The organism is Streptomyces speibonae (genome assembly GCF_984686075.1).
Window position 1 is genome coordinate 7,206,685 of sequence record NZ_OZ480260.1, and the last position, 24,381, is coordinate 7,231,065.

A 24,381-nucleotide genomic window follows, 5' to 3' on the forward strand; every position below is an offset into this window, starting at 1 on the left:
GGCGGGAGAGCGCGGGGTTGTGCCTCGTCCGAGGGTGGTCTGCTGTGCGGGGGTGGTTGGTGTCCGTGGGGTGTCGGGCTTTCGTGGGGCGCGTGTCCGTGCCGGGCGCGGGAGGCGTGGCTCCGGGTGGGCCGGGGGCCTGGCCTCCCGGCCGGCGGGTGGGGGCGGTTACGTGGTGAGGAGGGTTCGTAGGGTGGCTGCCTCCGGTACGGCGAGGGGGTCCGCCAGTTGCAGCCCGCGGCGCCAGGGGCGGGTGGGGCGCCCGTGGCCCGTGGCTGTGGCCGCGGCGCGGCCCCAGGAGAGCAGGGCCCGCACCTCGCCCAGCGGGTGCCCCGCCGCCCGGTACAGCGCGGCCGCGCGGCGGTGACCCGCGATGGCGGCCGCGATGTGACCGGCCGCCAGCGCGCAGTCCGCCTCCGAGGCCAGCGTCTGCGCCGTCACCAGCCGCATGCCGCACCGGTGCAGGACGCGCCGGGCACGCCGGCCGGCCGCGAGCGCCTCCTCGTACAGGCCGAGCCGTACGTACGCGGCCGCGCTCTCGGCCTGCGCGCGCGCCGCCCCCTGCCAGTAATGGATCTCCTCCGAGATCAGCAGCGCCTGGCCGAAACTGCGCATGGCCAGGTCCGTCTGCTCGGCCGCGGCCTCGACGCCGCCCAGCCCGATCAGGCAGTCCGCCTCGATACGCGGGTCCGACAGATGCGGCATGGCGACATGCGCCTCCCGCGCCGTGGTCACCGCGCGGGTGTGCTCCCCCAGGTCGCTCAGGAGCGACGCCCGGCAGGTCAGCGCGATGGCCATGCCCTCGTGGAAATCCATCTCACGGCTTGCCCGGATGGCCAGTTCACACCAGTGGTCCGCCTCCTCGTACCGGCCCAGCAGACGGAGCGACAGCGCGATGTACGCGGGCAGCCGTATCTGCCCGAACCGGGAGCCGGCCCGCTCCGCCAGCACCAGCGAGCTCCGGAAGTCACGCAGGGCGGACACCGGATCGCCCGCGTCATAGGCGTTACGGGCCAGCCGGCCCAGCGCGTTGGCCTGCCCCGCCAGGTCCCCGACGCTCTCGTGGATGCGCAGTGCGGCGCCCAGATACCGGTCCGCCAGCCCTGTCGCGCCCACCGACCAGTACGACCGGCCGAGCACGGCCAGGGCGAGCGCCTCGCCCGCCGGCCACGACGCGTCCCGGCTGACGGTCAGCGCCTCCCGCGCAAGCTGCCGCTCGCCGGAGTGGTGGCCCTTCCGGTAATGGGAGTCGGCCATGTTCAGGAGCATCGCCGTGTTCGCCCGCGGATTGCCCGACTTGGCGGCCGCGCTCTGCGCCGCCTCCACCGCCGCCGACCAGTCGTCCCCGCCCGGATGCAGCCGGATGAAGCCGAGCATCGCGTCGGCCAGCCGCCAGCTCGCCGGCCCGAGGCCGAGCTCCGCGGAGAGCTTGATGGCCGCGCAGATGCCGGCCTTCTCCCGGTCGAGCCAGGCGATGCCGGCCTCGCCGCTCAGGTAGGCGTCGTACGGGTCGCCCCCGGTGCCCTCCGGCGCCGCCCCGGGCCACGTCCGGACGGCCTCCTGCGCGACGGACGATCCGTCCGCGCCCCGGTGCGCCCCCGCCATCTGGATGCCGTTGGCGAGGCTGACGTGCTCCACCGACTTGCGGTACCACTCCAGCAGTCGCAGCAGCACGTCCCGGTGCAGCTCCCAGGGGTCCTCGGCCGCGCGCCCCATGGCGTACTCCTTGACCATGTGGTGCATCCGGTAGCGGCGCGGCGCGTACTCGGACAGCAGGTTGGCGCGCACCAGCGCCCCGAGCCGGTCGTCCAGCACGGCGAAGGAACCCCCGGCGAGCGCCGCCACCGCCTCCCGCCCGAACTCGATGCCGGGGACGACCCCCAGCTGCCGGAACAACTGCCGTTCGGGCTCCGACAGTTTGCCGTACGACAGGGCCAGCGCCCGGCCCATCGCCCCGCGCGCGTCCGTGCCGTCCACCGTGGGGACCCGCGCGAGCACCTCGCCCAGCGGCTCGTCGGGATGGCTCGCGGCGTAGGCGCCGCTCAGCCGCACGGTCAGCGGCAGCCGCCCGGAGGCCCGCACGATCCCGGCCGCCGCCTCCGGCTCCTTCGCCACGCGCGCCCTGCCGACCAGCGAGGCCAGCAGGGCGAGCGCGGAGGTGTCGTCCAGGGCGTCGAGCAGCACCTCACCGGCGAAGTACGTGGCGGTCAGCTCCGGCATCCGGTTCCGGCACGTCACCACGACCGCGCTGCCGTCCACGCTCGGCGGCAGCAGATGGCGCACCTGCTCGGGGTCCGCCGCGTCGTCCAGCACGATCAGCACCCGCCGTCCGACGAGCAGCGTCCGGTACAGCGCGGCCCGTTCGTCGAGCCGGAAGGGGATGTCGGCGGCGGGGAGTCCCAGCGCGAGCAGGACCCGGGCGAGCGTCTCGGCGGGTTCCAGGGGCGGCAGATGCCGGTCGTGGCCGCGCAGCGCCACGAAGAACTGCCCGTCGGGGAAGGAGTCCCGGGTCCGCTGCGCCCACCGCAGGGACAGCGTCGTCTTGCCGGCCCCGGCCATGCCGCTGATCACCGCGAGGTTGCTGCTCTGCGGCGCCGTGACCGTCAGCGCGGCACGGGCCGGGGTCAGCAGCGCGTCCAGCTCCCGCAGTTCGCGCTCCCGGCCGACGAAGTACCCGGTGGGCTCGGGCATGCGCAGCTGCTCGTGCGTCCGTGCCGTGACGGACCTCGCGGCCCGGCCGTCCGCCGGGCGGACCGGGTGCAGCAGCCGCTCGCCCGCCGCGCGCAGGGCCTCGCCGGGACGCGTCGACAGCTCCCGGTCCAGCCGGGCCCGGACCGCCTCGTACGCGCGCAGCGCCGCCGCCGGGTTCCCGCTGTCGCAGTGGGCCTGCACCAGACGGAGCGCCAACTCCTCGTCGTAGGGCCGCTCCTCGGTCAGCGTCTGCAACTGCGTGAGGATCTCCTGGGGGCGGCCGAGCCGCAACTGCGCGTCGAAGTAGTCCAGCAGCGCGGAGCGCCGCTCGCTGTCCAGGGTCGTGCGCAGCGACTCCACGCGGGTGCCCCACAGATTGCTGAGCGCGGCGCCCGACCACTGCGCCAGCGCGGACCGCAGCAGCCCGCAGCGCTCCTCGTCGTCCCCGACGCCGGCGGCCCGGCCCGCCAGATCCCGGAACCGGCACAGGTCCACGGCCGCCGGATCCACCCGCAGCACGTATCCGCCGCCCTGGGACGACAGGACCGGCCGCCCGGGTGACGAGGCAAGGACCTTGCGCAACCGGGTGGCGTACCCGGCGAGCGTGTTGCGTGCCTGGCGCGGGGGCCTGCCGTCCCAGACGAGTTCGGCGAGCCGCTCCCTGGGGACCACGTTGTTCACGTCCACCAGCAGCATGGCCAGCAGGCTGCGCTGGCGCGCGTGCCCGATGTCCAGGTCCCGGTCGTCGGCCAGGACTCGTACCGGGCCAAGCACCCGCAGGTCGATCACAGTGGACTCCGCTCAAGGATGCGACGGTCGCCGGTCGGCCCGGACGACCCCTGGGTTCCTTCGCCGTGCGCGGCCGAGCGGTCCCGAGCGCGCGTTTGGGAGCAATCACCTTGTGTTCCGAAGGCTGAGCGTAGCGTGTTCGCGCAAACTTTCGGGCACGTTGCGGCGCCCGTCGGCGTCTCGGGCGTCCCCGCGGACGGCGCACCTTCCGGCGGCCGGGCGCCGGTGGCACATGCCGGTGAGAACAGGGGGATGATGCGGACATCGTGGGCGATTCGCTGCCGGACCGGGGTGACATACCGAGGTCCGTGACACAGCGGGTGCGTACGGGCGTTAGCGTGGTCGGTGCGGACCGGGCGAGCGGTGCCGGGTCCACGGGTCGAGCAGGGGGAGACATGCGGGTCGGAGTGGCGTCTTGAGGATTCTGCACACCTCCGACTGGCACTTCGGCCGGTCCTTCCACCGGGTCGGCATGCTCGGTGCCCAGGCCGAGTTCATCGGCCACCTCGTCACCACCGTGCGCGAGCGCGAGGTGGACGCGGTGGTCGTGTCGGGAGACGTGTACGACCGCGCGGTGCCGCCGCTCGCCGCGGTCGAGCTGTTCGACGACGCCCTGCACCGGCTCGCCGCGCTCGGCGTGCCCACGGTGATGATCTCCGGGAACCACGACTCGGCCCGCCGTCTGGGCGTCGGCGCCGGACTCATGGGGCGCGGCGGCATCCATCTGCGGACCGACCCTGCCGCGTGCGGCACGCCGGTGGTGCTCTCCGACGCGCACGGGGACGTCGCCTTCTACGGACTGCCCTATCTCGAACCCGCCCTGGTGAAGGACGCGTTCGCCGTGGAGAAGGCCGGCCACGAAACGGTGCTCGCCGCCGCCATGGACCGCGTCCGCGCCGATCTCGCCGGGCGTTCGCCCGGCACCCGATCCGTGGTCCTCGCCCATGCCTTCGTCACCGGCGGCGAACCCAGCGACAGCGAGCGGGACATCAGCGTCGGCGGGGTGGCCGCCGTGCCCGCCGGGGTGTTCGACGGCGTCGACTACGTGGCCCTCGGTCATCTGCACGGCTGTCAGAACCTCACCGGCCGCGTCCGCTATTCCGGCTCCCCGCTGCCGTACTCCTTCTCCGAGGCCGGGCACCGCAAGAGTATGTGGCTCGTCGACCTGGCCGCGGACGGGACCGTGACCGCCGAGCGCGTCGACTGCCCGGTGCCGCGCGCCCTGGCCCGGATCCGCGGCACCCTGGAGGAACTGCTCGACGACCCCGCGCTGGCGCGGCACGAGGACGCCTGGATCGAGGCCACCCTCACCGACCCCGTCCGCCCGGCCGACCCCATGGCCCGCCTCCTGCGGCGCTTCCCGCACACCCTCAGCCTCGTCTTCGACCCGGCCCGCACCGCCGACGACCCCGAGGTCTCCTACGCCCGCCGCCTCGCCGGCCGCGACGACCAGCAGATCGCCGAGGACTTCGTCGCCCATGTCCGCGGCACCGGCCCCGACGAGCACGAACGCGCGGTGCTGCGCGACGCCTTCGACGCGGTCCGCGCGGACGACGCCGTGCGGGAGGTGGCACGATGAGGCTCCACCGGCTGGACCTTACCGCCTTCGGGCCGTTCGGGGGCACTCAGAGCGTCGACTTCGACGAGCTGTCCGCCGCCGGGCTCTTCCTGCTGCACGGCCCGACCGGTGCCGGCAAGACGTCCGTACTGGACGCCGTCTGCTACGCGCTGTACGGCTCCGTGCCCGGGGCCCGGCAGAGCGGCCAGGGTCTGGCCCTGCGCAGCGACCACGCCGCCCCGGCCACCCGCACCGAGGTCACCCTCGAACTCACCGTCGCCGGACGCCGGCTGGAGATCACCCGGCAGCCGCCCTGGGAGCGCCCCAAGAAGCGCGGCACCGGCACCACCCAGGACAAGGCCCAGACCTGGCTGCGCGAACGCGACGCCGCCTCGGGGACCTGGAAGGACCTCAGCCGCTCGCACCAGGAGATCGGCGAGGAGATCACCCAGCTCCTCGGCATGAGCCGGGAGCAGTTCTGCCAGGTCGTGCTGCTGCCCCAGGGCGACTTCGCCCGCTTCCTGCGCGCCGACGCCGAGGCCCGCGCCAAGCTGCTCGGCCGGCTCTTCGACACGCGCCGCTTCGCCGACGTGGAGAAGCGCCTCGCGGAACGCCGGCGGGTCACCGAGTCCCGGGTGCGCGAGGGCGACGCGGGCCTGCTGGCCGACGCGCACCGGATGCAGCAGGCCGCGGACGGCGCCATGGACCTGCCCGTGCTGGAGCCCGGCGAGCCGGGACTGGCCGAGGCGGTGCTGGGCGCGGCCGCCGTCGCCCGCAGCACCGCGCGGGAACAGCTCACCGTAGCCGAGTGCCGGCTCGCCGCCGCGGAGTCCGCCCTGCGGACCGCCGACCGCGACCTGCACGAGGCCCGCGAACGCGACCGGCTGCAGCGGCGGTTCACCGAGGCACGGGAGCGGGCCGCGCGGCTCGAGGAGACCGCCGCCGCCCACCTGGAGGACCAGGCCCGCATGGAGCGGGCCCGCAAGGCCGAGAGCGTCGCCCCCGCCCTGGAGATGCGGGACTCCGCCGAGGCCGAGCACCGGCGGGCGGCCGGCGCCGAACAGCGCGCGCGAGCCCTGCTCCCCGCGTCGCTGACGGACGCGGGAGCGGACGTCCTCGCGGGCGCCGCCCGCAGGGCCGCCGAGGAACTGGGCGGGCTCGAGTCGGCCCGCCGGGCCGAGCGGCGCCTGGAACAACTCCTCGGCGAGCGGGACGCGCTGGAACGCCAGGAGCGTGCCGACGAGGAGGCCCGCGAGGAGGCGGAGTCCTGGCTCGCCGGCTGGGAGGAGACCCGCACCCGGCTGCGGGCCCGCGTCGAGTCCGCGCAGCAGGCCACCACCCGGGCCGGGGAACTCGCCGTGCGGCGCGACCCCGCGAGGCAGCGGCTGAACGCCGCCCGGAAGCGCGACCGGCTCACCGAGGAGACGGAAGCGGCCGCCGAGCAGGCCCGCGCCGCGCGGGAGCGCGCGCTCACCGCCCGGCAGCGCTGGCTCGACCTCAAGGAACAGCGGCTGAACGGCATCGCCGCCGAACTGGCCGCCGGCCTCGCCGACGGCCGGCCCTGCGCCGTCTGCGGCGCCACCGAACACCCCGCCCCCGCCCGCAAGGTCGAAGGACACGTCGACCGCGAGACGGAGGAACGCGCCCTCGCCGTCCACCAGGGCGCCGACGACGACCGCGCGGCGGCCGAACGGCGCCTCGCCGCACTGCGGGAGGCACTCGCCGCCGCGACCGCGGAGGCCGGGGACACCGCCGCCGAGGAGCTCTCCCGCGCGGTCGACGAGCTGGAGCGCGACCACGCGCAGGCGCGGGACGCCGCCTCCGTGCTGCACTCCGCGCAGGAGCACCTGCGCGCGGCGGAACGCGAACACGAACTGCGGGTCACCGCCCAGCGCGAGGCCGCCGTCCGGGCCGCGGCCCGTGTGGGCCACCGTGAGCGGCTGGAGGGGGAACGCGCCGCCCTGGAGGAAGAACTCGTCCAGGCACGCGGGCAGGCCGGCAGCGTGGCCGCGCGCGCCGCGCAGCTCGAGCAGAGCGTCGCGCGGCTCACGGACGCCGCCGACGCCGCGCGCGCCGCCGGGACCGCGGCCCGGCGGCTCAAGGAGACCGACGCCCGGCTGTCCGACGCCGCCTTCCGCGCGGGCTTCGACACCCCGCAGGCCGCCGCCGCGGCGCTCCTCGACGACGACGCCCACCGCGCACTGCAACGGCGTCTGGACGCCTGGCAGCACGAGGAGGCGGCCGTACGGGCCGTCCTCGCCGAACCGGAAACCGCGGCCGCCGCACACCTGCCGCCCGCCGACGTCGCCGCCGCCGAGCGCACCGCCGAAGAGGCGGAGCGCCGGGCGCGCGAGGCGGCCTCCGCCCAGGACGCCGCCGCCCGGCGCTGCGCCGATCTCGACCGGCTCTCCGCGCGGGCCACCGCCGCGGTACGCCGGCTGGGCCCGCTGCGCGAGGAGTACGACCGCGTGGCCCGCATGGCCTCCCTCGCCGCCGGCACCTCGGCGGACAACGAACGCCGGATGCGCCTGGAGTCGTACGTCCTGGCCGCCCGCCTCGAGCAGGTCGCCGCCGCCGCGACCGTACGGCTGCACCGCATGTCGTCCGGCCGCTACACCCTGGTGCACTCCGACGGCCGCACCGGCCGCGGCCGCAGCGGACTCGGGCTGCATGTCGTCGACTCCTGGACCGGACGCGAACGCGACACCGCGACCCTCTCGGGCGGCGAGACCTTCTTCGCCTCCCTCGCCCTCGCGCTGGGCCTCGCGGACGTCGTCACCGACGAGGCCGGCGGGGTCCGGCTGGACACCCTCTTCATCGACGAGGGCTTCGGCAGCCTGGACGAGCAGACGCTCGACGAGGTCCTGGACGTCCTGGACTCCCTGCGGGAACGCGACCGCAGCGTGGGCATCGTCAGCCACGTCGCCGATCTGCGCCGGCGCATCCACGCCCAGCTGGAGGTCGTGAAGGGCCGCTCGGGTTCGGAACTGCGCCAGCGCGGAACCCGCTCGTGACCCTTCACCCGCCCACGGGATGATCACCCGGCCGCCCCAGCGGACGGCGCGGCAGCGGCGAGGAGTACACCACGCTGGTGGTCACCGAGCCCAGCGCGCCGATCCGCCCCGACACCTCCTCCAGGTGCCGCATCGAACGGGCGGCGACCTTGATGACGAAGCAGTCGTCGCCGGTCACATGGTGCGCCTCCAGGATCTCGGGCGTCGCGGAGACGAGGTCGTGGAACGGCTTGTAGTTGCCGGTCGGGTAGCGCAGCCGGACGAACGCCAGGATCGGCAGCCCGAGCCGCTCCGGGTCCACCACCGCCGCATAGCCGCGGATGATCCCGGCCTCCTCCAGCCGCCGCACCCGCTCGGTGACCGCGCTCGCGGACATCGAGACGGCGCGGGCGAGTTCGGCGAAACTGGCCCGTCCCTCCCGTTGCAGGACGTCGAGGATGCGCCAGTCCGTGGCGTCCGGTGAATACGCGGTCATCCCCGAGAAGTAGCAGGGATTCCCCGGCCGATCAAGGGCAGGCACCGGGGATTTCGTCTTCAGACCCGCGCTCAGCGGCCGTAGTTTCTCTCCCATGACCACCACCACCGAGAACCCCGTCCTGCGCGTCGCCCCCGCCTCCCCGGCCGACGCCGCCGCACACTTCCGCGCGCGCCTCGCCTTCCACACCGACGTCTCCGACGTGGCCGCCGCCCTCGCGGCCGGCGGCGACCCCGGGTTCGTCCTGATCGACTGCCGCTCCACCGAGGCCTGGGACCAGGGCCATGTCCCCGGCGCCGTGCGCCTGCCCACCGCCCTCGTGCCCGCCCGGGCCGCCGGGCTCCTGGACCCGTCCGTGCCGGTCGTGACGTACTGCTGGGGTCCCGGCTGCGACGGCGCCGCCCGCGCCGCGCTCGCGCTCGCCCAACTCGGTTACCGCGTCAAGGAGATGATCGGCGGCTTCGAGTACTGGGTGCGCGAGGGCCTCGAGTTCGAGGCCCGGCCCGGGCGCGGACGCCGTGCCGCCGACCCGCTGACCGCACCCGTGGGAGCCGACGCCTGCGGATGCTGAACCCCCCGCTCCGGCAGGCGAGTCGACCCGATAGGTTCTGCCCCATGGTGCGATACGCGGAGCCGGGCACGATCGAGTGGGTGGAGTCGGGCGGTGGGCCGCTCATCGCGGTGCCGGAGACCGTACTGCCGTTCTGGACGGGCGCCGACGGCGAGGAGACGGCGTCCGACTACGACCGGGCCTGCGAGGTGGACGGGCTCGTCGGGCTCCTCCCGGTCGGTGACGCCGCGGCCCTCGTCCTCGGCGACGAACCCGCCGCCACCGCCTTCCTCCCCGAGCACGGCACCCTTGTCCGGTGGATCGCCGGGGACTCGGAGGCGGAGGTGCTGGCGAGCGTCCCGGCGGCGCTGCGCACCGCGCGGTGGCAGCCCGAGGTGCGATGGCAGGTGCCGGGCACCGTCCTGCTGTTCGACGCGGCCTGGCCCGGGGCGAGCTCCACCGGCACCGACCACGTCCGCCTCACCCTCGACCCCGGCCGCTACACGGTCCGCGCGGCCCAGGCGCAGCCCGGCCCGGAGACCTGGCTGGTCCTCGTACAGCTCCGGCCGCTGACCTGACCCGCGCCGGATAATCGGGGTGCGCGGGACCGGCGCGCGGACCATCATGGGTGATCATGCCCAGGCTTCCGCATCCCGCCCCAGAAGAGCTGCGCCGCGACCCCCTGCCCCTGCGCGGCCGGACCGCACTGGTCACCGGGGCCAGCAGACGCGGCGGCATCGGACACGCCGTGGCCCGGCGGCTCGCCGCCTACGGCGCCGATGTCTATCTGCACCACCACGTGCCGCACGACGCCGCCATGCCCTGGGGCGCCGACCGGATCGAGGACGTGACCGCCTCGGTGCGCGCCGCCGCCCACCCCGGCGCCACGGTGCTCGCCGGGCCCGGTGACCTCTCCCTCCCCGAGGCACCCGCCGCACTGCACGCGCGGGCGGCCGAGGCCCTCGGCGGGCGGCTCGACATCGTCGTCGCCAACCACGCCCTCAGCGGCTTCGACGGCGACCTCGACACGATCGACGCCGCGATGCTCGACGCCCACTGGGCCACCGACGCCCGCTCGGTGCTGCTGCTGGTCCAGGCCCACGCCCGGCACCGCGCCGCGCTGCCGCCCGGCACCCCGGGCGGGCGCGTGGTGATGATGACCTCCGGGCAGGACATCGCCGGCGGGATGCCCGGCGAGATCGCCTACGCCCTCCAGAAGGGCGCGCTCGCCTCCATCACCCGCTCCCTGGCGACCGCCCTCGCCGAGCACTTCGTCACCGTGAACACCGTCAACCCCGGCCCGGTCGACACGGACTACCTGACCGGTGAGACCTACGACGCCATCGCCGCGCGCTTCCCGGCCGGCCGCTGGGGCATGCCCGACGACCCCGCCCGCCTCATCGCGTGGCTGGCCACGGACGAGGCGGGCTGGATCACCGGGCAGGTCATCGACTCCGAGGGCGGTTTCCGGCGCTGACCCGGCTCACAGGGCCGACAGCTCGTCCACCAGGTCGTCCAGGCCGAGCGAGCCCTGGGACAGCGCGGCCATGTGCCAGGCCTTGAGGTCGAAGGCGTCGCCGTGCCGCTTGCGGGCGTTCTCCCGGCCCAGCAGCCACGCCCGCTCACCGAGCTTGTAGCCGATCGCCTGGCCCGGGATGGTCAGGTACCGGGTCATCTCGCTCTCCACGAAGTCCGCCGGGCGGCTGCTGTGCGCACCGAAGAACTCCTCGGCGAGCTCCGGGGTCCAGCGCTCGCCCGGGTGGAACGGCGAGTCCGCCGGGATCTCCAGCTCCAGGTGCATGCCGATGTCGACGATGACCCGGGTCGACCGCATCATCTGCGCGTCCAGGTAGCCGAGCCGCTCCTCCGCGTCCGCGAGGAACCCGAGCTCGTCCATCAGCCGCTCCGCGTACAGCGCCCAGCCCTCGGCGTTGGCGCTGACCCCGCCCACCGAGGCCTGGTAGCGGGAGAGGTTGTCGGCCACGTGCACCCACTGCGCCAGCTGGAGGTGATGACCGGGGACGCCCTCGTGGTACCAGGTGGAGACCAGGTCGTAGACGGGGAAGCGGGTCTGCCCCATCGTGGGCAGCCAGGTGCAGCCCGGCCGGGAGAAGTCCTCCGACGGCGGCGTGTAGTACGGCGCGGCCGCGCTGCCGGGAGGGGCGATCCGCGACTCCACCCGGCGCACCCGCTCGGCGAGGTCGAAGTGCGTACCGTCCAGGGCCTCGATCGCCCGGTCCATCACGCCCTGGAGCCACTCGCGGACCTCGTCGACCCCCTCGATGTGCCGGCCGTGCTCGTCCAGGTGCGCCAGCGCCACCCACGGGGTGGCGGCGCCGGGCAGGATCTTCTCGGCCTCCTTCTTCATCTCGCCGAGCAGCCGGTGGTACTCCGCCCACCCGTAGGCGTACGCCTCGTCCAGGTCCAGGTCGGTGCCGTTGTAGTAGCGCGACCAGCGGGCGTAGCGCTCCCGGCCCACGGTGTTCGGCGCGCCCTCGACGGCCGGCGCGTACACCTCGCGCATCCAGTCCCGCAGCTCCACCACGGCCGCCGTCGCCGCGCGGGCGCCCTCGTCCAGCTCCGCGCGCAGCGCGTCCGGGCCCGCGGCGGCGAAGTCCTCGAACCAGCCGCGCCCCTCGCTCGTGTCCGCCCACTCGCCCAGCTGCCCGACGAACACCTCCGTCGGCCGCGGAGCCGCGTACAGCTTGCGCTCCAGACCCAGCTCGAGGGACTCCCGGTAGCCCGCCAGCGCGGCCGGGACAGCGCGCAGCCGCTGGGTGATCGCCGCCCAGTCCTCCTCCGTCCCGGCGGGCGTCACGGTGAACACCTCGCGCACCGAGTGCGCGACCGTGCCCAGATTGCCCACCGAGCGCAGCCCCTCGTCGGCCTCGTGCACGGCCAGCTCCGCGGTGAGCCGCTCGCGCAGCAGGCGCGCGCAGCGCCGCTCGATGTCGCTGTCCGCCCCGGGCAGCCGCTCGGCTTCGTCAAGGCGGGCGAGCGTGGCCCGGCTGAGCTCGGCGATCGCCTCCTGGCCGGCGGGCGAGAGATCGGGCAGCCGGGAGGAGCTCTCCTTGACGCCGAGGTAGGTTCCGGTGACCGGATCGAGGGCGATGAGCTCGTCGACATAGGCGTCGGCGACCTGACGGGGGAGCGCGCTGTTGGTCTGTGACATGCGGACCATCCTGGTACGCGGTCCGTCGCACGTCACCCGGATTGAGCCGAGGGCGAAGCCGGGAGTACCGGCCCGCAGTCCCACTGCTGGAAGATCAGCCGCGTCTCCACCCGCGCCACCTCGCGCCGGGAGGTGAACTCGTCGAGCACCAGCCGCTGCAGATCCGTCATGTCGGTGACCGCGACATGCACCAGATAGTCGTCCGGGCCGGTCAGATGGAACACGGTCAGTGACTCCGGCAGCGCCCGGATCCGCTCCACGAACGGCCCCACCAGCTCCCGCCGGTGCGGTCTGACCTGCACCGACAGCAGCGCCTGCAGCCCCCGGCCCAGTTTCGCCGGGTCCAGTTTCAGCCGGTGCCCGAGGATCACGCCCGAGCGGCGCAGCCGGGTCACCCGGTCAAGACAGGTGGACGGCGCGACCCCGACCTGCGCGGCGAGGTCCCGGTAGGTCGTCCGGGCGTCGTTCTGCAACAGCCGCAGCAGATGAAGGTCCACCGGATCGAGTACGACGGATTCGGCCACCGGCCGAACGTAGCACGGTATTCGGCGCCGTATCCCCGGTCGGTGTTCACTCTTCAGTGCATGGACCTGGGCATGGACACGCGACGCACCACCAGAGCACTCGCCACCGAGGCCGTGCACGCCGGCCGGGACGATCTCGCTGGACTCGGACTGCACGCCCCGCCGATCGACCTGTCCACCACCTACCCCTCGTACGACAGCCGCGCGGAGGCCGAACGCATCGACGCCTTCGCCACCACCGGCGCCGAACCGGACGGCCCGCCCGTCTACGGACGGCTCGGCAACCCCACCGTCGCCCGCTTCGAGACGGCCCTCGCGCGCCTCGAGGGCACCGAGTCGGCGGTCGCGTTCGCCAGCGGCACGGCCGCGCTCAGCGCGATGCTCCTGGTCCGCGGCTCGATGGGGCTGCGGCACGTCGTCGCCGTACGCCCCCTGTACGGGTGCAGCGACCATCTGCTGACCGCCGGGCTGCTCGGCTCGGAGGTGACCTGGACCGACCCGGCCGGGGTCGCCGACGCGCTGCGCCCGGACACCGGTCTGGTGCTGGTCGAGTCCCCGGCCAACCCCACGCTCGCCGAGATCGACCTGCGGGCCGTCGCCCACGCCTGCGGCTCCGTGCCGCTCCTGGTCGACAACACCTTCGCCACCCCGGTGCTCCAGCGCCCGGCCGAGCACGGCGCCCGGATGGTGCTGCACAGCGCCACCAAGTACCTCGGCGGTCACGGTGACGTCCTGGCGGGCGTGGTGGCCTGCGACGAGGAGACCGCGGGCCGGCTGCGCCAGGTGCGGTTCGCCACCGGCGGTGTGCTGCATCCGCTCGCCGGCTACCTGCTGCTGCGGGGCCTGTCGACCCTGCCGGTGCGGGTACGGGCCGCCTCCGCGACCGCCGCGGAACTCGCCGTCCGGCTCGCCGCCGACCCGCGCGTGACCCGGGTGCACTACCCGGGCATCGGCGGGGCCATGGTCGCGTTCGAGGTGCGGGACGACCCGCACGAGGTGATCGCCGGAGTACGGCTGATCACTCCGGCGGTGAGCCTCGGCAGCGTGGACTCCCTCATCCAGCACCCGGCGTCCATCAGCCACCGCATCGTCGACGCCGAGGACCGCAGGGGCGCCGGGGTCAGCGACCGGCTGCTGCGGCTCTCGGTCGGCCTGGAGGACGTCGAGGACCTGTGGGCCGACCTGGACGCGGCCCTGGGCGAGCGGGCCGGCACGCCCGCCCGGCCCGAAGCGGCGGCGGCCCGGGGCTGAGACCCCGCGGGCACGGGCGAGGGTCCGGTGATTCCCGCCGGGCCCTCGCCGTCACCGGAGCCGTGCCCTCAGGACGTCGCCGGACGCGGCGCCGGGTACCGGCCGGCGTCCTCGCCGGACTCCCGCCCCCGGGGCGCCGGTACGGCGTCCAGGTCGGCCGTGACGACCAGGGTGCCCTCCTCGATCTGGTAGTCGAGGGGCAGGCCCAGCCCCCGCATCGCGGCGACCATGCCGGTGTTGGACGCCTGCGTCACGGCGTACACCTGGGAGCAGCCCGCCTCGGCCGCCATCGACACCAGCCGGGTGAGCAGCCGGCCGCCGATGCCCCGGCGCTGCCACGCGTCCTCCACGATCAGCGCGACCTCGGTCTCGTCGCCGTCCCACAGCAGATGACCGAGGGCGACGACGCGGCCCGTCCCGGTCTGTGCGAGGAGCGTCCGGCCGAAGCGCGGGCTCAGCAGGTGGTTCAGATAGCGGTCCGCGTCGCCGACCGGCCCGTGGTAGCGCAGCCGCAGGGTCTCGGGGGAGCACCGCTCGTGCATCGCCCGCGCGGCCGCCAGATCTCCGGTGTCCGCCCGGCGCACGGAGACCTCCCGGCCCTCCGGCAGGGTGAGCACGTCACGGCCGCGCGGCATCCTGGGCCCCAGCCGGGCGTCGAGGTCCACCAGCGCGCGGGCCCGGGCGAACTCGGTGGGGGTGAACGGCAGATACGGCCGCTCGACGGTGAGCACCTCACCCTCCGGGGCACGCAGCCGGAGCACGGTGCCCTCCAGGACGCCCTCCGCGGGCACGGCCCCGGCCGCGGCTGCGCCGGAGACAGGGGCGGAGGGCTGCGAGCGGATCGTGCACCGGCCGAGCAGCTGCCGCAGCGCCAGGGGAAGTTCGGCGGCGTCCGCGGCGGTGCGGGCGGCCAGTCCCAGCACCCGGGTCGGGGCGTCCACCAGATCGTGGGCGTCGGCCCGCTCCGTCCAGGTGTCCCGGCCCCCGGCGAGCGACACCGCGGCCGTGAGGTCCGTGTCCGCCGGTGCGCGCAGCAGGAACTCGTCGACGGTGTCCTCGCCCAGCGGGTGCGTCTGGAGGCTCAGGATGTCGACGCGCCGCTCGGCCAGCGCCGTGCACAGCGCGGCCAGCGAGCCGGGCTCGTCCCTGACCGTCGTCCGCATCCGCCACAGCACACGCTCCACCGCCGCGTCCGGTGGCGCGGCGTCGCCGGTATCGTGCGCCGGAGGTGCGCCGCCGTGGCGGCGTTCCCACCATGAGCGGAAGGCGGCCGCGCACCGCGCGGCGAGCGTATTCGGGTGCCACCGGTGGTGCGCGGGGCCGCAGTTGCGGGTATTCATCACTTCGGACATGTCTCGACTCATACAACCACTGTGAAGGAAGTGTGTTTCGTGATCACGAACGTACCGTGACTGATGAGTAAAGGCGTACTTCTGTCCGATTTGCAGCGTTACTGACCGACGCGGCCCGGGTGCAGCGTCTTGGTGAACAGTACCGAGCCGTCCTGCTCCCGTAGACGTACCGTCAGTTCCCCGCTGTCGCCGTCGATGTCGACCTCGCCGAAGAACTGGTAACCACCGGCGGGCGAGACGTTCGACGCGCTCGGCGCCTTCACCCAGACCCGCTCAGGACCGAAGGTGGCATCGAGCTCCACGGCCGGGAAGGCGCCCGCGTTGAGCGGACCGGAGACGAACTCCCAGAATGGCTCGAAGTCGTCGAACGCGGCCCGCGCGGGCTGGTAGTGCTGCACGGACGTGTGGTGCACGTCCGCCGTCAGCCACACCGTCCCGGTGATCCGCCGGTGCTTGATGAACCGCAGCAGCTCCGCGATCTGCAGCTCCCGCCCCAGCGGCGCGCCCGGGTCGCCCTGCGCCACCGCCTCGACGTTGCGGGCGCCCTCGCCGGTGTCCAGGACGACCATGCCGATCGGCATGTCGGCGGCGATCACCTTCCACACCGCCCGGGACCGCGCCAGTTCCCGCTTGAGCCAGTCCAGTTGCTCCCGCCCCAGGATGCCCTGCGGGTCCACGGCCTGGTCACCGGGGGAGTTGGCTCCGCGGTACGTCCGCATGTCCAGCACGAAGACGTCCAGCAGCGGGCCCTGCCGCAGCACCCGGTGCACCCGGCCCTCCCGGGCACCCGGCCGCAGCGTCGACATCGGGAAGTACTCACTGAACGCACGCCGCGCCCGGGCCGCCAGTACATCGACGCTCTTCTCCGCGTACCGGGTGTCGGTGTCCGCGATCCGCTGACCCGGATACCAGTTGTTGCGCACCTCGTGGTCGTCCCACTGCACGATGGACGGCACCCGCGCGTTGAACCGCCGCAGGTGCTCGTCGAGCAGGTTGTAGCGGAAGTTGCCCCGGAACTCGGCCAGGGTCTCGGCGACCTTGGACTTCTCCTCGGTGGTGATGTTCCGCCAGACGCCGCCGTCCGGGAGGGCGGCGGTCGCGGCGATGGGACCGTCGGCGTAGATGGTGTCGCCGCTGAACAGGAAGAAGTCCGGGTCGAGCCGGGCCATCGCGTCGAAGATGCGGTAGCCGCCCAGGTCGGGGTTGATGCCCCAGCCCTGGCCGGCCAGGTCGCCGGACCACACGAAGCGCACACCGTCGCGCCGCCGGTCCGGCACGGTGCGGAAGGTTCCGGTCACCGGCGCACCGGCGCGGCGCGGGTCGTCGGGGTCGGCGAGCCGCACGCGGTAGTGGATCTGCTCGCCCGGCGGCAGCCCGCGCAGCCGGGTGGTGCCGGTGAAGTCGGTGGCCGGGCCGAGCAGCGGGCCGTACCAGCGGCGGGGGTGCCGGAACGATTCGGTCGCGGACGTCTCGACGATCATCCGGGCCGGGCGGTCGGACCGCACCCACACCAGTCCCGAGTGCCGGGTCACGTCGCCGGTCTGCACGCCCCAGTCGGCCCGGGGCCGCCCGGAGCGGGCGAAGGCGGGCGGGGTGCCGAGCGCGGCGGGCAGGGTCAGGGCCGCCGAGGCGGCGAGCGAGCCGCGCAGCACGGCGCGGCGACCGGGGGACGGACGGTGTGACATGGGGTGCCTCCAGAGAGGATTTCCGGCCAGCGTGCGCTGCCACACCTACGCGCACGGCACGGCACGCGCGCAAACCCCAGGTGAACACTTGCCCGCACGGCAGCCGGGACACGCCGGCGCCCCCGCACCGGCGACCGCCACCCCCGCGCCCGGCCCGGGCGTCCGTGTGCCTTCCACGCCGGGGTGGCGGGCAGCGCGGAGGGCCGGCGGTGGTCGGCCCGGGGGTGAGGGTGGCCGGTGGCGGGCCGCGCGGGGGACATCGTCTTCCGGCGTCCTGTGGCGGCGTGCGTACTACGCCAGGGACGACGGGCAGGCCGGCGCTGGGTGGCGGCCGCGCGGCGCGCGGCGTCTTCCGACAGCGCGTCACCGCACGCGTTCCGCCACGGAGATGGCGGACAGCGGCAGCCGCCACGCTCTGTCGCTGCCTCCGGTGCCCGGGGCCGGCCGCGAAGACCCTTTCGCCACCGGCCGGTTACCGGGGTGCGCGGTAGGTTGCGCCTGGCCCTGGGGGCGCGGGGCGACGCCGGTCGGGCTTACCGCGGCGCTCGCGTGGGCTGCGTTCCGGTGGTGGTTGCCGGGCGGCTTCGCCGTATCTCCGTGCTTGTGGGCCGGTGCCCTCGGCCGGCGGCGAAGGGGCCCTTTGCTGTCGGTCGTACCGGGGGGCGCTGCCGCTCGTGCCTGGCCGTGGGGGGGCGCGGGGCGACGCCGGTCGGGCTTACCGCGGCGCTCGCGTGGGCTGCGTTCCGGTGGTGGTTGCCGGGCGGCGTCGCCGTATCTCCGTGCTTGTGGGCCGGTGCCCTCGGCCGGCGGCGAAGGGGCCCTTTGCTGCCGGTCGTACCGGGGGGCGCTGCCGCTCGTGCCTGGCCGTGGGGGGCGCGGGGCGACGCCGGTCGGGCCTGCGGCGGCGCTCGCGCGGTGCGCACCCGCCAACGGCGCGCGCTCGCGTGGGCTGTGCTCCGGCGGTGGCTGCCAGTCGGCGTCCGTGGCCGGTGCTTTCGGCTTGTCCGGAACGGCCCTGGCCCGGCAGGCGGTCACCGGGGTGTGCGGTGTGCCGTGCCCCGGCGTGGCGAGTCAGTGGCTGCCGTCGAGGAGGACGCGGGCCACCAGGGCCGGATCGTCGTTCATGGGGACGTGGCCGCAGCCGGGGAGGCGGACCAGGCGGGCCCTGGGGATGATCTGCTTGGCGCGGATGCCCTGGCGGGAGATCAGCAGCCGGTCCCGGGCGCCCCAGGCGACGGTCACCGGGATGCCCGGCACGTCGTCGGTGAACCGTACGGCGGCGCCCGCGCGGAGGGTCTCCGTGAAGCCGGCGGCTCCGGCGAGCGCCAGTGTCTCGGCGACCACCGCCTCCGCGGAACGCCGCCCGGGCCGGGCGTAGATCGTGCTGGTCAGCACCGCCCGGCCGGCCGCGGAACGGGCGAGGCGCTCGACCAGCGGCAGCGGCATCCGCTCGGCGATCCGCCGCATGCCGGACAGCACGGCGAAGGCGTACCGCCGTTCGGCCTGCGTCCAGAAGCCCGCCGGGGACAGGGCCGTGACGGACCGGGCGAGCCGCTCGCGGCCGAGCTCGAGGGCCAGCAGGCCGCCGAGCGAGTTGCCCGCGACGTGCGGCCGGTCCAGCTCCAGCGCCTCGCACAGGGCGCCGAGCGCGGCGCTCATCGTGGGCAGGTCGTGGGCGAGACCGTCAGGCAGCGCGGGGGAGGCGCCGAACCCCGGCAGGTCCACGGCGATCACCTCGCGCTCGGTCGCGAGAATGTCCACCACCGGGTCCCAGGCCTGCCGGTGATGGCCGATGCCGTGCAGCAGGAGCAGCGGTTCCCCGCGGCCCACGCGCGCGTAGGACAGTGTCACGGTCTGCGGACCGAGGGCGGAGGTGACCTTGAAGGAGACGGTCGCGGACATGAGGGTGCTCCTCGTCTGGGACTCGCGATGAACGGACGCCGCCTGACGTCATAGACAGCTTGTCAGCAATTACTACCGACGGGTAGACCCGGACATGGCGGCCCCGCCTGGACACCGCCGCGCGCGTCGGCTGGGATGGGTGGCGTGACCGCCGACACCCTGACCGACGTTTTCGAAGAGCACCGCCCCGTCCTCCTGGGGGTCGCCTACCGCATGCTGGGCCGGGTGGCCGACGCGGAGGACGTGGTCCAGGACGCGTGGCTGCGCTGGTCGGGCGTCGACCGGTCCGCGGTCCGCGAGCCCCGCGGCTACCTCGTGCGCGTCACCACCCGCCTCGCCATCGACCGGCTGCGCCAGATCAAGGCCCGCGGCGAGACCTACGTCGGCCCCTGGCTGCCCGAGCCGTACGTCACGGACTTCGGCGACACCGCCCCGGACACCGCCGAACGGGCCGTGCTCGCCGACTCCGTCTCCCTCGCCGTCCTCGTCGTGATGGAGTCGCTGTCACCGCTGGAACGCGCGGTGTTCGTCCTGCGGGAGGCCTTCGGCTACCCGTACACCGACATCGCGGCCATGCTCGACCGCGGCGAACCCGCCGTACGGCAGCTCGCGGGACGGGCTCGCAAACACGTCGAGGAGCGGCGCCCGCGCTACGACGTCGACCCCGCGCGGCGGCGCGACCTCACGGAGCGCTTCCTGGCCGCGGCGGCCGGCGGCGACCTGGCGCAGCTGATGGAACTCCTGGCGCCGGACGTACGCCTCGTCGGCGACAGCGGCGGCAAGTCGCGCGCCCCTCTGCGGGTCCTCGAGAGCGCCGACCATGTGGGGCGGTTCCTCGTCGGCGTGGCCGTCAAGGGTGTTCAGGACGCCTCCGTCCGCATCCTGGAGCTCAACGGCGGTCCCGCGGTGCTCGTGCTGTCGGGCGGCAAGCCCGACTCCGTCCTCCAGCTGGGCATCGCCGACGGCCGCGTCCACGCGGTGTACGTCATCCGCAACCCCGACAAGCTCCGCTCGCTCGTTCCCTAGAGGCCGTATCGCGCCCCGCAGGCCCCGTCGCGCGGCGACGGGGCCACGCCGTGGTGCCGATTGGTATTGACCAAGGGTGAGGGCCGCCTTATCGTCGCAGACAAGTGAAACAACCTTTAATAAACAAGGGCGCTAAAACGCGACCGGACTCGGCGATCGTGGAGGACAGGGTGGGGACCACGCAGCTGGAAACGGTGCCGGAACCGAAGTACTGGCACCTCAAGACCGTGCTCAGTGAGGCGCTGGACTCGGAGTTCTCGGTGGGTGAGATCCTGCCCAACGAGCGCGATCTCGCCGCCCGCTTCGGTGTCGCCCGCGCCACGCTCCGGCAGGCCCTGGAGCAGCTCGAGCTGGAAGGCCGGCTGCAGCGCCGCCGCGGGGTGGGCACCACCGTCGCCCCGCCGCGCGTGGGCGTCTCCGTCGGCACGGCCCGGCAGGACTGGCCGGGCGGGCCGCTCGACGCCTGGCACGCGCTCGACTGCGCCCTGGAGGTGCCGCCCGCCGCCGTCGCCGAGACCCTGGTCACCGGCAGCGACGAGCCCGTGCACGTCGTGCGCCGCTCGCGCGTCTCCCACGGCCAGCCCGTGGCCGCCGAACTGCTCTACATCCCGGCGGAGTCGGTGCCCGACCTGTCCGGCATCGACGCCCCCTCCGGCGCGGCACGCGCGCGTGCGGTCCTGCGCGAACTGCAGCGACTGGAGCTGGAGCGGCAGGAGAACGCCGTGGAGCTCGGCAGCGCCCGCGCGGACGACGCCCGCGAACTGGACCGCCTGCCCGGCGCGCCCGTCCTGGTCGTCACCACGCGCTTCATCGCCCGCGGACGCACCGCCGCGCTCTCCGTGGCCACGTACCGCGCGGACACCTGCCGGCTGACCTTCGGCGACTCCGGCGATGTGCAGATCCACCACGGCCCGGAGCGCCAGGCGTCCTGACGGCCCGTCAGGCACCACCACCCGTGGTCCGGCCCGCACGGACGGACCACGGCCGGACGGCGAAGCGTCGGGGCGCCGGAGAGCCGGTCCGGCACGGACGTTCCACCGCCACCACCGAGGGACTGTCCGCCGACTGGACGCCCGGCGTCGCCCTCGGCGACCGCGGGGCCGCACAGGCCGCCGCACTGCCCGGGCGGCCCACCGGGCTGCGGCCGGCCGGGACCGTCGCGCCGCCCGTCCGATCCGCCGCGCGGGCGTCAGCGGCGCGCCGTCACCGTGCCCTCCACCGCGAACAGCTGCTCCTCCACGTGGTCGAGAGCGAGCCGCACCGCGCCCGTGGCGACCGCCGCCTCGCCCAGGAGGGACAGGGTGACCTTCGGCGGGCGCAGGCAGTAGCGGGCCAGCTCGCGGCGCAGCGGTTCCAGTACGTCGTCCAGGCCGGCCGCCCAGCCGCCGATCACCACCAGCTCCGGGTCGAGGGCCAGCACCAGCGCCGCCACGTCGTGGACCAGTCGGTGGTTGAACCGGTCCACGGCCGCGAGCGCCCGCTGGTCGCCCTCGCGGGCCTGGGCGAAGACCGCCGTCACCGCCTGCTCGTCCAGCGGGTGCAGCGGCTCGTCCGTGGTGGACAGCAGCGTCTCCGGCGTCGCCTCCCGGCCCAGTAGATGCAGCGCCCCGATCTCACCGGCCGCCCCGCCGTACCCCCGGTGCAGCCGTCCGCCGATCAGTGATCCGGCGCCCGGGCTCAGCCCGGCCAGCACGAACACCACGTCGTCGGTCTCCCTGGCGGCGCCCTTCCAGTGCTCGGCGACCACGGCGGCGTTCGCGTCGTTCTCCACGAGCACCGGGCACTTGAAGGACCGGCCCAGCCGCTCGCCGAGCCCCAGCCCGGTCCAGCCGGGCAGCGCCGTGCCCAGCGCCACCGTGCCGTCCGCCTCGACGATCCCCGGGGTGCCCACGCCGACGGCCCGCAGCGACCCGCGCGGCACCCCGGCCCGCTCCAGCAGTTCCGTGACGGCCTTGCCGAGCCGCTCCAGCCGCTCGTCGGCGTCGACCGTCTCGTCGACGTCCCGCGCCTGTGCGCCGATCACCCGGCCGTCCAGATCGGCCAGCAGCGCGGCCACCCGGTGCACGCCGATCTCCAGGCCCAGCAGATGCCCCGCCTCGGCCCGGAACCGGAACCGCCGCGCTGGCCGGCCCTGCCGCCGTGCGACGCCCTCCTCCGCCGCGGTCTCCACGACGAGGCCCGCCTCCATGAGCCCCTCGACGACGCCCTCGACGGTCGGCCGGGACAGCCCGGTGACCCGGGTGACCTCGGTCAGCGTCGCGCAGTCCGTGGCCCGCAACGCGTGCAGCACCACCGCGGAGTTGATCCTTCGCAGCAGCGAGGGATCCCCGCCGGTCAGCCGACCCACCGTCCGTCCTCCCAGCTCGTGCGCGCGTGTGGGGCGGATCGTACTCGGCACGGCGGACCCCGGCGACTTCCGGGCGGAGCGCCCCCGGGCACACCGGGCGGACCCGGATCATCCCGGCGCCACGAACCCCGACTCGTAGGCGGCGATCACCGCCTGGGTGCGGTCGCGCACCCCGAGCTTGGTCAGTACGGCGCTCACATGCGACTTCACGGTCTCCGTCCCCACCACCAGCCGGGCGGCGATCTCCGCGTTGGTCAGGCCCCGCGCCATCAGGCGCAGCACCTCCCCCTCGCGCTCCGTCAGCCGCGCCCGTTCCAGCACCGCCCGCGCGGCGCGGTTGCCGCCGCCGTCGTCGCCGTACTCGGCCGCGAGGCGCCGCACCGAGGCGGGGAACAGCAGCGACTCGCCCTCGGCGACCAGCCGCACGGCGTGCACGATCTCCGCCGGCCGGGCCCGCTTCAGGAACCCGTCGGCCCCCGCGCGCAGCGCCCCGTACACGTACTCGTCGTTCTCGAACGTCGTCACCACCAGGATCTTCGGCGGCGCCTCGACCGTCCGCAGCAGCGCGCGCGTGGCCTCGATCCCGTTCATCAGCGGCATGCGTACGTCCATGGCGACCACGTCCGGCCGCAACTGCCGCACCAGCGGAATCACCGCCGCACCGTCGGCGGCCTCCCCGGCCACCGCGATGTCGGGCTGCGCCTCCAGCACGGCCCGCAGACCGGCGCGTACCAGGGGCTCGTCGTCGACGAGCAGAACGGTGACCGCCATCCGGCCAGCGTAGATCAGCGCAACGGCAGTTCCACCCGCACCCGCCACTCGCCCCCGTCCGGACCGGTGCGGGCGCGGCCGCCCAGCAGGGCCGCGCGTTCGCGGATGCCGCGCAGACCGCTGCCGCGGCCGGACTCCGGCGGCTCCCCGGTGAGCGGATTGCGCACCTCCAGGTCCAGCGAGCCGTCGCCGACGGCGACACGGACCCGCACGGGGACGGGACCCGCGTGCCGCAGCACATTGGTGAGGGCCTCCTGGAGGATGCGGTACCCCTCGCGGGACACCGGTCCGGAAACAGTGTCCAGAGCCCCCGTCATCTCGGCGTCGACCTGCGCGCCGGACGTCCGCGCGGACTCCAGCAGCCGCCCGGCGTCCGTGAGGGCCGGACGGCTGCCCGCCGGACGCCCGGACTCACGCAGCACGCCGAGGACCCGCTCCAGGTCCTCCAGCGCGGCCCGGCCGGTCTCCTCGATGGCGTCCAGGGCCCGCTCGGTGAAGGCCGGATCGCCCGCCGCGCGGGCGGCACCCGCCTGCACGACGGCCACCGTCAGCGCGTGCCCGATGGAGTCGTGCAGCTCCCGGGCGATCCGCGTGCGCTCCAGGAGCTGCTCCGTGCGCTCCTCCAGCGCGGCGAGCCGCTCGGCGGGGGAGGGGCCCAGCAGACGCAGGGCCAGCGCCGTGATCAGCCGGCCCGCGCCGACCACCGTCGCCCCCAGGGCCGCCAGAGCCGGAGGGAACAGCAGCACATGCCACCAGCGCCGGCCCTCGATGGCCGGGAACCCGTCGGAGGCCATGTCCCCGCCGAACGCCGCCGCCCCCAGATCCACCAGAACCAGCAGCAGGTGCACGCTGATCAACGTCGTCACGCAGCCGATCAGCAGCCGTGCCTGCAGCCATACGACGAGCCTGCCCCGGTCGCCCCAGGAGGCGGACGGCGCGACGACGATGCCGGTGCTCTCACCGTCCGGCCGCTGACCGGTCAGCAGCAGCCGGGCCTGCAGCCCCTCCACGGTGCGCATCGCCGGCACCAGCCCGACGGGCACGAGCACCAGAGCCGCCGCCGCCCAGACCCACCACGCCTCCTCGATGAACATCCACAGCGACGGCCACACGATCGCGATGAGCAGATGCAGCCATCGGGTGTAGGTCACCGTCCGGCCGAACGGGCGCAGGAAGCGGAGCATGCCGCCATCGTGCCAGCCGCCACCGACGGCACAGCTCCCCCGCGCGGGGGAGACGATCTCCACGTGCGGGGGAGGCCCCGCACCCGCGCG

18 protein-coding genes and 1 pseudogene are annotated in these 24,381 nt (G+C 74.8%); 9 read left to right on the plus strand and 10 right to left on the minus strand.

Annotation, left to right across the window (positions count from 1 at the left end):
* Positions 1 to 168 precede the first annotated feature (168 nt).
* Positions 169 to 3,480 (minus strand): AfsR/SARP family transcriptional regulator, encoded by a 3,312-nt coding sequence (locus AC5L3C_RS32555; RefSeq protein ID WP_493652710.1) that lies wholly within the window; start codon positions 3,478 to 3,480, stop codon positions 169 to 171.
* A gap of 415 nt (positions 3,481 to 3,895) precedes the next feature.
* On the opposite strand from AC5L3C_RS32555, the gene AC5L3C_RS32560 reads away from it, so the two are divergent.
* Positions 3,896 to 5,059 carry an exonuclease SbcCD subunit D gene (locus AC5L3C_RS32560; RefSeq protein ID WP_493652712.1) on the plus strand — a complete coding sequence of 388 codons (1,164 nt, stop codon included), beginning with the start codon at positions 3,896 to 3,898 and terminating at the stop codon, positions 5,057 to 5,059.
* A complete protein-coding gene (locus tag AC5L3C_RS32565) occupies positions 5,056 to 8,052 on the plus strand; it encodes an AAA family ATPase (protein WP_493652713.1) in 2,997 nt (998 codons plus the stop codon). The genes AC5L3C_RS32560 and AC5L3C_RS32565 overlap by 4 nt, the downstream gene beginning before the upstream one ends.
* Positions 8,053 to 8,056: 4 nt before the next feature.
* Here the strand turns inward: AC5L3C_RS32565 and AC5L3C_RS32570 are convergent, their stop codons facing one another.
* Entirely contained in the window at positions 8,057 to 8,527 is a 471-nt protein-coding gene (locus AC5L3C_RS32570) for an Lrp/AsnC family transcriptional regulator (protein WP_493652715.1), read from the minus strand.
* A gap of 94 nt (positions 8,528 to 8,621) precedes the next feature.
* Here AC5L3C_RS32570 and AC5L3C_RS32575 point away from each other — a divergent pair, with 94 nt between their 5' ends.
* The 3 genes from AC5L3C_RS32575 to AC5L3C_RS32585 are packed head-to-tail and all read left to right on the plus strand — an operon-like array spanning position 8,622 to position 10,554.
* Positions 8,622 to 9,098, plus strand: a complete 477-nt coding sequence (locus AC5L3C_RS32575; protein ID WP_493652717.1) for a rhodanese-like domain-containing protein — start codon at positions 8,622 to 8,624, stop codon at positions 9,096 to 9,098.
* Positions 9,099 to 9,142: 44 nt separating this feature from the next.
* Entirely contained in the window at positions 9,143 to 9,655 is a 513-nt protein-coding gene (locus tag AC5L3C_RS32580; protein ID WP_125508553.1) for an immunity 21 family protein, read from the plus strand.
* 56 nt (positions 9,656 to 9,711) lie between these two features.
* Positions 9,712 to 10,554, plus strand: a complete 843-nt coding sequence (locus AC5L3C_RS32585) for an SDR family oxidoreductase (protein ID WP_493652719.1) — start codon at positions 9,712 to 9,714, stop codon at positions 10,552 to 10,554.
* Between the two features lie 6 nt (positions 10,555 to 10,560).
* Here the strand turns inward: AC5L3C_RS32585 and AC5L3C_RS32590 are convergent, their stop codons facing one another.
* Positions 10,561 to 12,249, minus strand: coding sequence for a DUF885 domain-containing protein (locus AC5L3C_RS32590; protein ID WP_493652721.1), 1,689 nt, complete (start codon positions 12,247 to 12,249; stop codon positions 10,561 to 10,563).
* 32 nt (positions 12,250 to 12,281) lie between these two features.
* A complete protein-coding gene (locus AC5L3C_RS32595; protein WP_493652722.1) occupies positions 12,282 to 12,773 on the minus strand; it encodes an Lrp/AsnC family transcriptional regulator in 492 nt (163 codons plus the stop codon).
* A gap of 72 nt (positions 12,774 to 12,845) precedes the next feature.
* On the opposite strand from AC5L3C_RS32595, the gene AC5L3C_RS32600 reads away from it, so the two are divergent.
* Positions 12,846 to 14,024, plus strand: a complete 1,179-nt coding sequence (locus tag AC5L3C_RS32600) for a trans-sulfuration enzyme family protein (RefSeq protein ID WP_493652724.1) — start codon at positions 12,846 to 12,848, stop codon at positions 14,022 to 14,024.
* A gap of 68 nt (positions 14,025 to 14,092) precedes the next feature.
* Here the strand turns inward: AC5L3C_RS32600 and AC5L3C_RS32605 are convergent, their stop codons facing one another.
* The 3 genes from AC5L3C_RS32605 to AC5L3C_RS32615 form a co-directional block, all read right to left on the minus strand.
* Positions 14,093 to 15,388, minus strand: coding sequence for a GNAT family N-acetyltransferase (locus AC5L3C_RS32605; RefSeq protein WP_493652725.1), 1,296 nt, complete (start codon positions 15,386 to 15,388; stop codon positions 14,093 to 14,095).
* Positions 15,389 to 15,474: 86 nt separating this feature from the next.
* Positions 15,475 to 17,061 carry an alkaline phosphatase D family protein gene (locus AC5L3C_RS32610; protein ID WP_493652727.1) on the minus strand — a complete coding sequence of 529 codons (1,587 nt, stop codon included), beginning with the start codon at positions 17,059 to 17,061 and terminating at the stop codon, positions 15,475 to 15,477.
* Positions 17,062 to 18,132: 1,071 nt separating this feature from the next.
* Positions 18,133 to 18,963: an alpha/beta fold hydrolase gene (locus tag AC5L3C_RS32615; RefSeq protein WP_493652728.1), complete on the minus strand. Its 831-nt coding sequence runs from the start codon at positions 18,961 to 18,963 to the stop codon at positions 18,133 to 18,135.
* Positions 18,964 to 19,107: 144 nt separating this feature from the next.
* On the opposite strand from AC5L3C_RS32615, the gene AC5L3C_RS32620 reads away from it, so the two are divergent.
* From AC5L3C_RS32620 to AC5L3C_RS32630, 3 genes and pseudogenes are all read left to right on the plus strand, one after another.
* Entirely contained in the window at positions 19,108 to 19,989 is an 882-nt protein-coding gene (locus AC5L3C_RS32620; protein WP_493652730.1) for an RNA polymerase sigma-70 factor, read from the plus strand.
* 170 nt (positions 19,990 to 20,159) lie between these two features.
* Entirely contained in the window at positions 20,160 to 20,921 is a 762-nt protein-coding gene (locus AC5L3C_RS32625; protein ID WP_493652732.1) for a GntR family transcriptional regulator, read from the plus strand.
* A gap of 122 nt (positions 20,922 to 21,043) precedes the next feature.
* A pseudogene (locus AC5L3C_RS32630) lies at positions 21,044 to 21,158 on the plus strand (phosphoglycerate mutase); the annotation flags it as partial.
* Between the two features lie 20 nt (positions 21,159 to 21,178).
* Here AC5L3C_RS32630 and AC5L3C_RS32635 read toward each other — a convergent pair.
* The 3 genes from AC5L3C_RS32635 to AC5L3C_RS32645 form a co-directional block, all read right to left on the minus strand.
* Positions 21,179 to 22,336 (minus strand): ROK family transcriptional regulator, encoded by a 1,158-nt coding sequence (locus AC5L3C_RS32635; RefSeq protein ID WP_125508571.1) that lies wholly within the window; start codon positions 22,334 to 22,336, stop codon positions 21,179 to 21,181.
* Positions 22,337 to 22,444: 108 nt separating this feature from the next.
* Positions 22,445 to 23,107: a response regulator transcription factor gene (locus tag AC5L3C_RS32640; protein ID WP_493652734.1), complete on the minus strand. Its 663-nt coding sequence runs from the start codon at positions 23,105 to 23,107 to the stop codon at positions 22,445 to 22,447.
* A 14-nt stretch (positions 23,108 to 23,121) separates the two neighbouring features.
* Entirely contained in the window at positions 23,122 to 24,291 is a 1,170-nt protein-coding gene (locus tag AC5L3C_RS32645) for a sensor histidine kinase (RefSeq protein ID WP_493652735.1), read from the minus strand.
* Positions 24,292 to 24,381: the final 90 nt, after the last annotated feature.